This window comes from Collinsella sp. AM13-34, from assembly GCF_003473055.1.
Lineage (GTDB): Bacteria > Actinomycetota > Coriobacteriia > Coriobacteriales > Coriobacteriaceae > Collinsella.
Genome location: NZ_QRLE01000037.1, coordinates 1 through 10806 on the forward strand (window position 1 = coordinate 1; position 10806 = coordinate 10806).

Annotated in this window: 13 protein-coding genes; 11 read left to right on the forward strand and 2 right to left on the reverse strand. The window is 53.7% G+C overall.

The annotated features are described in order from the left end of the window. Positions 1-347 precede the first annotated feature (347 nt). Positions 348-1814, reverse strand: a complete 1467-nt coding sequence (locus tag DW151_RS09975) for a hypothetical protein (protein ID WP_118335672.1) — start codon at positions 1812-1814, stop codon at positions 348-350. 68 nt (positions 1815-1882) lie between these two features. Then, a complete protein-coding gene (locus DW151_RS09980) occupies positions 1883-2320 on the reverse strand; it encodes a helix-turn-helix transcriptional regulator (protein ID WP_158571696.1) in 438 nt (145 codons plus the stop codon). A 110-nt stretch (positions 2321-2430) separates the two neighbouring features. On the opposite strand from DW151_RS09980, the gene DW151_RS09985 reads away from it, so the two are divergent. From DW151_RS09985 to DW151_RS10040, 11 genes are all read left to right on the forward strand, one after another. Further along, positions 2431-2655, forward strand: a complete 225-nt coding sequence (locus tag DW151_RS09985) for a helix-turn-helix domain-containing protein (RefSeq protein WP_118335676.1) — start codon at positions 2431-2433, stop codon at positions 2653-2655. Then, the gene (locus tag DW151_RS09990; protein ID WP_118335678.1) at positions 2655-2981 is read left to right on the forward strand and encodes a helix-turn-helix domain-containing protein; all 327 of its coding nucleotides are present in this window, start codon (positions 2655-2657) and stop codon (positions 2979-2981) included. Before DW151_RS09985 ends, DW151_RS09990 begins: the two co-directional genes overlap by 1 nt. Further along, on the forward strand, positions 2978-3769 hold the full coding sequence (locus DW151_RS09995) for a hypothetical protein (protein WP_118335680.1): 792 nt from the start codon (positions 2978-2980) through the stop codon (positions 3767-3769). The genes DW151_RS09990 and DW151_RS09995 overlap by 4 nt, the downstream gene beginning before the upstream one ends. Continuing rightward, positions 3769-5535, forward strand: a complete 1767-nt coding sequence (locus DW151_RS10520; RefSeq protein ID WP_147351782.1) for a hypothetical protein — start codon at positions 3769-3771, stop codon at positions 5533-5535. The genes DW151_RS09995 and DW151_RS10520 overlap by 1 nt, the downstream gene beginning before the upstream one ends. Before the next feature lie 281 nt (positions 5536-5816). Further along, the gene (locus tag DW151_RS10525; protein WP_147351783.1) at positions 5817-6068 is read left to right on the forward strand and encodes a hypothetical protein; all 252 of its coding nucleotides are present in this window, start codon (positions 5817-5819) and stop codon (positions 6066-6068) included. A gap of 539 nt (positions 6069-6607) precedes the next feature. Beyond that, the gene (locus DW151_RS10015) at positions 6608-6787 is read left to right on the forward strand and encodes a hypothetical protein (RefSeq protein WP_118335688.1); all 180 of its coding nucleotides are present in this window, start codon (positions 6608-6610) and stop codon (positions 6785-6787) included. Between the two features lie 48 nt (positions 6788-6835). Continuing rightward, positions 6836-7651 (forward strand): ParA family protein, encoded by an 816-nt coding sequence (locus tag DW151_RS10020; protein ID WP_118335690.1) that lies wholly within the window; start codon positions 6836-6838, stop codon positions 7649-7651. Between the two features lie 2 nt (positions 7652-7653). Continuing rightward, positions 7654-8238, forward strand: coding sequence for a hypothetical protein (locus DW151_RS10025; RefSeq protein WP_118335692.1), 585 nt, complete (start codon positions 7654-7656; stop codon positions 8236-8238). A 401-nt stretch (positions 8239-8639) separates the two neighbouring features. Continuing rightward, positions 8640-8825 carry a hypothetical protein gene (locus tag DW151_RS10030; RefSeq protein ID WP_118335694.1) on the forward strand — a complete coding sequence of 62 codons (186 nt, stop codon included), beginning with the start codon at positions 8640-8642 and terminating at the stop codon, positions 8823-8825. 69 nt (positions 8826-8894) lie between these two features. Then, positions 8895-10298 carry a flotillin family protein gene (locus DW151_RS10035; RefSeq protein WP_118335696.1) on the forward strand — a complete coding sequence of 468 codons (1404 nt, stop codon included), beginning with the start codon at positions 8895-8897 and terminating at the stop codon, positions 10296-10298. Then, positions 10298-10672 carry a hypothetical protein gene (locus DW151_RS10040; RefSeq protein ID WP_118335698.1) on the forward strand — a complete coding sequence of 125 codons (375 nt, stop codon included), beginning with the start codon at positions 10298-10300 and terminating at the stop codon, positions 10670-10672. The genes DW151_RS10035 and DW151_RS10040 overlap by 1 nt, the downstream gene beginning before the upstream one ends. The last annotated feature ends 134 nt before the right edge of the window (positions 10673-10806 follow it).

Sequence of the window (10806 nt, forward strand, 5' to 3'; positions counted from 1 at the left end):
TGAATGTGGGAGGTGTTCGGATAAAGTCGATAATCAAGGCACCACTGATTAGTGCATAGATATGGGTCCCGTCTGTATCAGTAGATTTAAAATGAGCTATATGATCTACCGATCGATGCGTTTGCTTTCGCCAAAAAAGATGGAAGTGTGATGAATCGATGGTCGCAGTTTTTCGGCAAATCTGGATGGGCTAAGCGTTCAGACGCGATTTAAGACCATCTGAAAGTCTGGCACTCATCTGTGTTACTAAGATATCGATTCGGCGCTCTATATCGCCTCTCATTGCCTCAGGCGTAGTTTATATTGACTTGTATAGAAACTACTCGCGTTTGGCTTTTGAACATCTTCTAGAAGTCCTTTTTCTCAATAAGCGATTCGAGAGTGAAGCCGCCACTTGCCATGTCTGAAGCCATGAATGTGTCGACCTTATCGGCGGCATCAAGGATCGCCTCGACATTTAGGTCGATATAGTGCTGGAAATCCGTCTTAAACTGCGTATGTCCGTGCATGCTTGAAATTGTCGGAGTCGAAACTCCGCTGGCGGCCATGAGCGTCTCTGAGGTATGTCTCAGGTTATTCACGGGAATAAACCTCAGGCCATGCTTCCTCAGCGCTGTTTCCCAATGGCCTCGCAGTGTTTCGCCGGCACATGGAAGAATTCGCCGGTTGCTCCACTGCTCCAGGGCGTGTCGCGTTGCATCTTGCTCGGTTCCAATGAACGCCTCCGGCGCGATGGTCCTCTCCATGGTGTCGACATATCCGTTAAAAACGGTGACAGTCCAAATTCCATCGGCAACTTCCTTCAGTTTTGGGTTTGACCCCAACTTATACTTTGCTGCCGTTTCTGCGGCCAACCGACTTGCTACTGCCTGGGCATCTTTTCGACTTCCCATGACGGTTTCGATCCTATATTTGGCTTTTCTGGACTTGTGCCAGCTTGTTTTGTGCCTGATGAGCCAGCATCCCTCAACTTGCTCGATTGAGGGCTTCGTGGCCTCGAGAGCTGAAAGAAACCTTTCCGTAAACTCTGGAAGAACCAGAGCGTGCCTATTAGACTCTTCTGTTTTGGTGACCTTAAGTCCGTCCTCGTCGGTATAGGCCGCATGGACGTTCAGGAGCACATACTTTTTTACGCCCTGGGAAGTCGGCATTTTCAATATCTGTACGTCGGCTGGCGTGATTGCAAGGTTCTCTTCTTTGCGAAGGCCCGCACTGCCGACCAGCAGGGTTAGATATGCCATCTCATCGTCAACTAGTGCGTCGGCAGCGTGCTTTAATTCCAGGGGTGACCATGGTGCGGGGCGTTTCTGTTTCTTTGCCCTGGCATCGAGTCCCGTTAGATCCATTTTATGGCGTATGAAACCATCCGATTTGGCCCTGTTCAAGATCGCCCTGTACGTCCGCAGCGTGTTTCTCGGGGTCCCAGATTGCTCGATGAGATGTCGGACATTGTTCTCATCTAGATTCAAGAGGACTCGTTCGCCATGATTCGGGGAGATCCATTTTCGATAGTTTTTGACATATCCGTCGATTGTGCTGTTGGTCTTACCTTCTTTTTCCAGGGCTGGGATAAACCTGCCATAAAAGTATTGATTCAGCGTAATCTCAGGAATGTCGCGTTCAGAAAGGCTGGAATTCAACTCGACATAGAGCATGGATGCGGCTGCTTGGGCATCTCTCATGGTTCCATGAATCGTTACCCTTTTTGTGGCACGCTTTTTACGAGTGCCGGCCTCGACCCTAACCCTGAATATCTCTAAGCCATCGGCGTCGACACCTATTTTCTCAATAACACCAATTTTGTTTTTAGGCATCTGGTCCTCTTTGAATCAAATTCCAATCTGGAGTCAGAACAATCGTGCTGAAGCTGCCGCTTGCTTTTCTAAGCAATTTCTTGGGCACTCGAAAATTGAGAATGTCCGCCAAAGCTTTCAAACTTCCCAGAGCGAACCATCGTGTCGGATTCTTCGACTAGTTTTGTCTTGCCGCTCTCGTTGAGCTTGGAGAAGTTTGAGAGCAGCTCGTGTAAAAGCGATCGCTCTTGGGGTGTAAGGATGGTAACTATTGCATTGAGAAACGACCTTGTTTTCGCGTCCTTTTGGAACTGTGGGGATGTTGGGTCGACCTTGTAAGCTGTGCCAAGAATTACATCTATAGAAACATTGAAATATGAGGACAACTGCACGAGTTTTTCGTCAGAGATTCTCCTGGTCCCGTTTTCATATTTCCGATATGTCGACAAGCCGTACCCTAAATCCTCTGCCGCCTTAGGCTGCGAGATGTTCTTGCTCTCACGAATCTGCTTCAGATTGTTTTGCATTTGCATCACCCCTCAATATGAGCCTAGGTGGTACAAAATGTTGTGACACGGTACAAATTGGGTTATAGTATATATGCGTAGTACAAATAGGGTCACAGAAGGAGGGTTTTATGCCGAATTGTATCGGTGCGGAACGAGTGAGGCTTCGCCTTTCGCAAACCGATCTTGGCGATAAGCTCGGCGTCAGCAGAAGTATCATCGTGCGAATCGAACGCGATCCGAAGTCGGCAACTTACGATCAACTCGAGAAGATGTCTCAATTGTTCGGTTGCTCCATCCAATACCTGCTTGGCGAAACCGATGATCGTCTTCCCCAGAAGGATGAGGTTGCGTAATGAGCGGCAAAGAAAGGTTGGAGCCGTGGGCGAGTAGTAAATGGCTTTCCAAATCCGCGGCAGCAAAATACATCCATCGCCATGTCGATGCAGTTCAGGAACTCATTGAGTCTGGTGAGATCCCCGCCGTCTACGGCGCGTTCAACCGTGGTGGATCGCGGACCATCTACATCAACATTGACGACCTCGACGCCTATATGCGCAGGACGCCTTTCATTAAGGAGTCGAGCCATGAGATGCCGTACGAGGAATACGCCTCTCTGCAGTCCCTGCAAGAGAGCATGTCAAAGAGCATGGCCCTTGACGGCCGTAAGGGGGCCGCATGATGGTTCCCGCATCGTTCCCGAAGACTGTTCAATTTAGGGTGTCAGAAAAAAAGTGCGACTGGGAAATTAAGGAAGAGCCCCAGCCGCACCCGAAACGTGAGACCGTAGAAGAAGGGAGTTCACGGATGTGGAAAGGTGAACAGCGTCAACACGATCTCGACGACATAGGACGGTATCGCGCCCTCGTCGGTCAAGTTGATTCTACCATCGAAGTAGAGGGTCTAAACAATCAAGATCTAGCCGAATACGCGAATTCATGCCGAATGTGGACTGGATTCGCCGAAATTGCTAAGGCGAGGGGCCGGGGCTATAACCGACAGGCGCCTGTGTCCGTTCTCCCCGAAACTCCGAGGGCGCTTCTGGCGGCGGGGATTCCCAACCTGCCTATCTGCCACACCGTGCGGCATATCGTTCGGGAGACAACGATCTCCAAACGCTCACACAGGCACGGCATCGAGCCTTCACTGCTTGCATCGGTTCCCGAACTCCTTCAGTCTCCTGTTGCTATCTTTAAGGCGGGCGCAGGCAGGGTGGCGGTTGCGCTGGATGCGGTCGATACCATCGGACAGCCGCTTGTCGCCTATTTCGACCTAGCGGTTCCCCTGTCTGTCGGCGGTGGTCAGTTCCGCTCCGGTGATCTCGTCAACTTCATGCTGTCCGTTTACGGACGCGAGTCCCTGATAAGTGAAATCGAATCCGCGCGGGCGGCAGGGGAGTGCAATGTCTTCAACGAAGAAGCGTTGTTCTCCCTGGCGGTCCAGGCGCTGCAAAGGAGAAAGGCCGCATAGTGTCGAAGATTCTCGAGACAGAGACCGAAGGCTACGGTCCTTCGTTCGCCATACACGGCTTCATGCGCTATTTGGGCCTTAGGCCCGCACAGCTCGTGGCATATGCCCTGATCTACTCCTGCACGGTAGATAAGGGTTGCTACGATTTTGGAGCCGCCGTTCTCGCGGACTGGTCCGGCACGAGCGAGCGCACTGCCCGCACGACCATCGCCTCCCTTCTCGAGATGGGCCTTATCGTTGAGCGCGGATCCCATGTCCATGGAATGAATACTGTCGGCAGGTCCCTTGTTGCAGCTGCGGATCCAATTTCCCGCGCCAGGGAGGCTTGGCTGGCGGACCATCCGGACGCCGGAAGGTCTTGTTTCCGAATCTCACCAGAAGAAATTTCACGTGAAAATACTTCCTCACCTGAAATTTCTTCACGTGAAGATTTATCCTCACCTGCAAAAGTTTCACGTGATGTTTCTTCACCTGAAGTTTCCTCACCTGAAAAAACTTCCTCACCAGAAGAAATTTCACGTGAAAATACTTCCTCACCTGAAATTTCTTCACGTGAAGATTTCTCCTCACCTGCAAAAGTTTCACGTGATGTTTCTTCACCTGAAGTTTCCTCACCTGAAAAAACTTCCTCACCGGAAGAAATTTCACGTGAAAATACTTCCTCACCTGAAATTTCTTCACGTGAAGATTTCTCCTCACCTGCAAAAGTTTCACGTGATGTTTCTTCACCTGAAGTTTCCTCACCTGAAAAAACTTCCTCACCGGAAGAAATTTCACGTGAAAATACTTCCTCACCTGAAATTTCTTCACGTGAAGATTTCTCCTCACCTGCAAAAGTTTCACGTGATGTTTCTTCACCTGAAGTTTCCTCACCTGAAAAAACTTCCTCACCGGAAGAAATTTCACGTGAAAATACTTCCTCACCTGAAATTTCTTCACGTGAAGATTTCTCCTCACCTGCAAAAGTTTCACGTGATGTTTCTTCACCTGAAGTTTCCTCACCTGAAAAAACTTCCTCACCGGAAGAAATTTCACGTGAAAATACTTCCTCACCTGAAATTTCTTCACGTGAAGATTTCTCCTCACCTGCAAAAGTTTCACGTGATGTTTCTTCACCTGAAGTTTCCTCACCTGAAAAAACTTCCTCACCGGAAACTATTTCACGTGAAAATACTTCCTCACCTGAAATTTCTTCACGTGAAGATTCTTCCTCACCTGCAATTTTTTCAGGTGAATCCCCCTATATACCTATAAGTAATGACTATCCAGAAGATTGGACGGATGGATGGATGGATTTTCAAACCGACCAACCGGACGTCTATCCCGGAATGGACTCTCAGGTCGATACCGCAAGTGATTTCAGGAAAATCGCCGACGAAACGATCAACCGCAACAAGCTCGACGCCGCACGCCAGCCCTACGATGAGCTGCGAAATCTCGGTTTCGGGGCCGACGAGATCGGCGCTGCGTGGGCTCGCCGGCAGGCCGAGGCCAAAGATGCCGGCTGCGAGGATAAATTCATGCCTCAGCTGCGGAAATGGCTTCTCGACACGAGCGTCAAAGGCTGCCGGAAGATGGTCGAGGCCGCACGCCAGCGAACAGGCCGCGGCGAAAAGCACCTGCGAAGGGCTCCCGACGGCGCCTGGCTCATCATCGGCGACGGGCCGGTCCATCCGGTTGTGGATGCGAACGGAATCGTCTATCGCGGCGACAACAAGGAGGCCGCGATAGACCTGGCCCGCAAACAGGCCACATCTTCGCTGTGAGCTGCTGAACGAACGATTGAATAAATGTCGAAAGGGGAAGTGACATGGAAGGGAACTCGTGGGAAAGGCTGATTAGAACCGAGCGTAATGGACAATCTGCAATCGTCGGGATCGAGGGCGAGAACCATGACTCGTCTCTTTCCTCAGACGATGGCGGCATCGGCGCTCGAGAGGAGCGCGTCAGATGCGTTCTGTCCGAGCTGAGACATCTAGCCTCGATCAGAAGCCAGTGCGAGACAGCGCTCAGGCAGCTGCCGTCCCGATCGAATGAAAGGGAGCGGATGAGGAACCGCGTCCTGCATATCGATTCGACATTGAATCTCGTAATGGTCGTCGTCGAGGCGCTGGACGATTGCGAGCCGGGACTCGGATCTATCTTCCAGCTGTCCTATATCGACAACCTGACATGCGAGAGGATCGGCGCGCTCTTGGGCGTCTCCAAGAGGACTGTCATCAGGAGGAGAAACCATATCGTCGCGCTGATAGCGTCAGATGACGATCTCTACAGCATCATCGTTGGTGATGCCGCGTGAGCGCCGTAATCCTTTGGCGGGTACGCATATGACCCGGATTATTATCCTACTTGCATCTGGACTACTTCTTGCACTCGCCGGCTTGAGCTACCTTCTCCAGCTAGATGGGTTGGCTTTACTGCTTCTTATTACTTCCGCTGCGATCGTGCTCCAACTATTCGACAATGGTGATGAGGACGATTCCGGGTGGAGGCCTTTATAGGAAAGCCCCCCAAGGAAAAGTTGCAAGTGCGACTGCAATGAAGTGTCATTACGCAATGACACAGTTACGCAATGACACAGTTACGCAATGACACAGTTACGCAATGACACAGTTACGCAATGACACAGTTACGTACTTCTTTAGTTCATTGATTACGCTTTCCTCTTCATCGTGTTTTCTCAAAATCGGTTATTCCGTCGTTGCACTTTTATTTTCTTCTTTAATTCTTTTATTCATCTATTCCGCAGTTCATTAATGACATAATTCTGTTATTATTAAACAACAACCTTCAATGCGGAGTTTCCGCCATCGGTCCAATTAGGGCATTGGAGGGTCTATGTCTTCTTATCCTGATTACATTCCAATCATCAAATTCATCTTGGGGATTGTCGCGCTCGTAGCCTTTTTTGCAAGCGGGCTCGCCTACGCCGTCCTTCAGTTTATTGTCGGCGCGGCAGCGTGCCTCATCGCCATCCCGATCGCTCTTGTGGTCATGAGCATCGCCAGCCGCTCCTAGGCATTTTCTGTCTCTAATGTTTTCAATTTCAATTTGAAAGGAATCACTATGCCGAATTTCACCCCTGTGATCGTGTTCACCAACCAGAAGGGAGGCGTCGGCAAGACGACATCCGCAGATGCCATCGCCGACGGACTTCGCCGCCGCGGCCTTAAGGTCCTAGCCGTGGACATGGATCCCCAGGGCTCGCTTGGGCGAATCGAGTCGGATTGCGTCGCGAAAGGCACCTGCTGCAGTTCTAGCTTCCTCAAGGGCGTCCAAGTGGTCTGCACCGAGGACGGGCAGGCGACCGTCCCCGGTGATCTTGATCTGGCAAACGTCGCAGACGAGAGGGACCTCGAGGGTAACGAGATCAATGAGTACTCCCTGACGCGCGCAATAGAGTCGGCAGTATCCCAGCACAACTTCGACGCTGTCGTAGTCGACACGCAGCCGGGCATGACCTTCTCGACGATCTCCTCCACCATCGCCGCCACCCATCTCGTCATCCCGACTACCGCCGACAGGCTCGGCACCGAGGCCGTCGAGCAGACCCTCGAGCTCCTCAGCGCGGTATCTGATTCCTATGAGGTCGCGTGGATGAGCGCCCCTGCCGTCCTCATCACGCTCTATCGCGGTATCGCCAAGCTCGCGAGGGCTTTTGCCGCTCAGATGGTCGAGGAGTTCCCGAAAATGGGCCTTAAGGTCTTCCAGCGCCGAATCGGTATAACTGTTGCAATCCAGGATGCGCAGGCGAACGGTCGCAGCATCTACGAGATGAACGTCCTCAAAGGTGCGGCATTCGAGTACGACGTCCTTGTGGGCAACATCGTGAACTGGTGCGAGCTCAAGCCCGCCGCCGGCGATACCGAAGGAGTTGAGTAACTGTGGCTTCCAATCTGCCCGAGAACCTTGTCGGCGACATGATGAGCAATGCCCCTCGCTTTACCTTGCCTAATTTTGGGGCACAGAACCGTCCTGCACCCCGTCCTGCGGCACCCGCCCCGCAAAAGCCTGTTCAGGACAGCGTCGCCGCATCGCTCGCTTCCCCCACGAGTGTCCGCAAATCCAAACCTGCGACGGCTCCCGCTGCCAGCAAGGTATCTTCGGGATCCAAAAAAGAGAGGGTCACCTTCTCGACTTCGCCGCTTGAGGCTGAAATCCTTGAGCGGCGCGTTCTCGAGCTCAAACTGAAAGGCGGCCCCAGGAGGGACGCCAATGTCAGCCGTGTCGTCGAGGATGCACTTCGCGACCGAATCAGCGGAGGGGAGCTCGATCTTTCCGTTTTGGACAATCCCAAGCGATCTATGAGTGCCACGCGCTATAGCCGAACGGCTCTCGTCCACTATGAGGTTTACAAGGACCTGATGACCGGACTCGTGAGCGCCCGCGCGGCACACCCGGAGATCCTGCCCTCAAACCTCACGGCCAGCGCATATATCAGAGCGTGCATCCTTGCCTTGGAAAACTAGCCCAAGCATACTCTGCGTGTATTAAATCGGATGCATTCCCCGGGGCGGCGCCGCTCTGAGAAACGCCTCTTCTCACGGGCGAAGGTCGGGCGGCGAATAATCGTGAAGCATTCTGAGCCCGAACACCTTCTAGTTTCACAGGAGTGATAGATGCACGTTATCGAGAAACTTCGCAATATCTGGACGAGATACGGCGGCGGGTTCAATAGCCTGAGCCCTTACGAGCAGGACGAGTTCATACACAGCGCATGGATCCTCGTTCTCCTTGGTGGCGTCCTCGCATGCCTCGTCACACTTCTCATGGTTTTGGAACCATGAATTGCTCACGAACTTGAGCAGTTCCAGCGAATGATTCTGAGCAATCTGAACCCGAACACTTTCTAGTTTCACAGGAGTGCTAGATGCCCATCATCAACATACTTCGCAATATTTGGACGAGATACGGTGGCGGGCTCAATAACTTGAGCTGCTCCGATCAGGTCGATATCCTGCACGGTGCATGGACCTTCTCGCTCGCTCTCGGTGTTTTCGCCTGCATCGCCACGCTTGTCGTGATGCTCGCACGTCTGATTGATTTATTGGCGTAATTCCCCTCACAAGCAACTGTTTATTACTGGGCGGCCCTGTCAGAGCCGCCCTTGAAGAAAGGAAGCTATATGTTCTTCGAATCTTTGATCTTCAACCTGCTCCCCATCATCGTCGGCCTCCTGGTCGTGGCGATGGTGTTCGAGAGCTGCTGGCGCAAATGCCCACCGGACAAACTGATGATCGTATCTGGATTCGGGCAGATGCGCAGCGTCTCCGGCAAGGGCACGTTCGTTATCCCGCTCCTTCAGCGCGTGGATACCCTGTCCCTTGGTGCCGTGCAGGTGCAGCTGACCACCGAGAACGAAATCCCCACTCAGGACGCGATCCTCATCCACGCCTGCGCGGTCGCCAACTTCCAGATCGGCCAGACCCCAGAGCTGATTGAGACCGCGTCCAAGAACTACTTGAATCTCGACAAGGAGGAGATGACCCGCCAGGTCACCGAGGTCATGCTGGGCAAGATGCGCGAGGTCATCGGCCAGATGGACCTCAAAGAGCTCATGCGCGACCGCGAGAGCTTCAACGCCAAGGTCTTCGGTGGCTCCAAGGATGATCTCGCCAACCTCGGCCTCGAGCTGCGTACCTTCAACGTGCAGGACTTCTCCGACTCCCAGGGCATCATCCGCTCCATGGGCGCCGACCAGGCCGCAGAGATCAAGAAGGAGGCCGAGTTGGCGCAGATCAAGGCGGCCGAGGAGGTCGCCATCCGCCAGAACCAGCTCGACTTGAAGCAGGCCGACCTCAAGAAGCAGGCCGACAAGGCGAAGGCCGAGGCCGATATGGTGAAGGCAACCGTCACGGCCGAGAAGCAGCGCGAGCTCTATATCGCCCAGCAGGAGGCCGAGATCGCCGCGGAGACCAAGAAGGTCGAGCTCGCCGAGCGCCAGGCGGACGTGAGGGAGCGCGAGCTGAACGCGACCGTGAAGAAGCAGGCCGAAGCCGACCGCTATGCAGCTGAGCAGGCGGCCGAAGCCGACCTCTACAAGCGCACGAAGCAGGCCGAGGCCGCCCGTATCGAGCGCCAGAACCAATCCGACGCCGAGCTGTATTCCGCCCAAAAGGACGCCGAGGGCATCCAGGCCCGAGCGAAGGCCGAGGCCGAAGCTACGCGCTTGAAGGGCGAGTCCGAGGGTGCGGCCGAGAAGGCCCACGGCGAGGGCGTCGCGGCGGGCATCAAGGCCCAAGCCGAGGCGTACAACGGCATGGATAACCCCTACCTGCTCGCCAACCGCTACATCGACATCATGCCCAAGGTAGCCGAGCAGGTTGCGAAGCCCCTCACCGCCGTCGATTCCATCAAGATGTACGGATCGGGCAACGCGCAGAAACTCGTAAAGGAGACCACCTCGATTGTCGACCAGGTCGCATCCGGTATGAAGGACAGCACGGGAATCGACCTGCCGTCCCTGCTGAACGGCCTGCTCTCGAACCCCGATATCGATGCCGACTCCGTCGAGAACTCGGTGGAGTGATGGTCGTCCCGCTGATCGCCTCGGCCTTGCTGCTCGATTTCTTCGGCTGCATGATGCCCCTGGCATTGGTCGAGGACACCAAGGCATTTAAGGTCGGCGTGTTCCTGATTTGGGCGGCGCTGGTGGCGGATTCCGTCCTGATGGGCTTGTTCTATCCGAGGGAGCTGGCGGGGGTGAATCCCCTGTTGGCGGCAGGTCTCGAATCGATATGCCTTATCTGTGCCATGTATCCCCTGCATGGGTTCGCATCGAACATGGCTCCCTGTGGCATCCGGGTCGATACTGCCGCGGCCCTCGCCTTTATAGACTTCCTCGTGACCGCCGTGGGATATGTCTCCCTGCTCTTGGGTACGATCTGGCTTATTTTCTTCTAGGCTCGCAGGCATATGGACCTGTCGACCATCAAGCCGGAGGGTTCCGAGGAGTAGCGCCGACGCAGGCCGCCTACATATCACGCCCGCTGTCGGCCTGTACGACGAGGATATCCCGTTCTAGCAAGTAGATCTCG

What these genes read in the sequence shown, in the direction of transcription:
- DW151_RS09975 (WP_118335672.1), bottom strand. Translation starts at nt 1,814, where the DNA reads ATGCCTAAAAACAAAATTGGTGTTATTGAGAAAATAGGTGTCGACGCC.
- DW151_RS09980 (WP_158571696.1), bottom strand. Translation starts at nt 2,320, where the DNA reads ATGCAAAACAATCTGAAGCAGATTCGTGAGAGCAAGAACATCTCGCAG.
- DW151_RS09985 (WP_118335676.1), top strand. Translation starts at nt 2,431, where the DNA reads ATGCCGAATTGTATCGGTGCGGAACGAGTGAGGCTTCGCCTTTCGCAA.
- DW151_RS09990 (WP_118335678.1), top strand. Translation starts at nt 2,655, where the DNA reads ATGAGCGGCAAAGAAAGGTTGGAGCCGTGGGCGAGTAGTAAATGGCTT.
- DW151_RS09995 (WP_118335680.1), top strand. Translation starts at nt 2,978, where the DNA reads ATGATGGTTCCCGCATCGTTCCCGAAGACTGTTCAATTTAGGGTGTCA.
- DW151_RS10525 (WP_147351783.1), top strand. Translation starts at nt 5,817, where the DNA reads ATGAGGAACCGCGTCCTGCATATCGATTCGACATTGAATCTCGTAATG.
- DW151_RS10015 (WP_118335688.1), top strand. Translation starts at nt 6,608, where the DNA reads ATGTCTTCTTATCCTGATTACATTCCAATCATCAAATTCATCTTGGGG.
- DW151_RS10020 (WP_118335690.1), top strand. Translation starts at nt 6,836, where the DNA reads ATGCCGAATTTCACCCCTGTGATCGTGTTCACCAACCAGAAGGGAGGC.
- DW151_RS10030 (WP_118335694.1), top strand. Translation starts at nt 8,640, where the DNA reads ATGCCCATCATCAACATACTTCGCAATATTTGGACGAGATACGGTGGC.
- DW151_RS10035 (WP_118335696.1), top strand. Translation starts at nt 8,895, where the DNA reads ATGTTCTTCGAATCTTTGATCTTCAACCTGCTCCCCATCATCGTCGGC.
- DW151_RS10040 (WP_118335698.1), top strand. Translation starts at nt 10,298, where the DNA reads ATGGTCGTCCCGCTGATCGCCTCGGCCTTGCTGCTCGATTTCTTCGGC.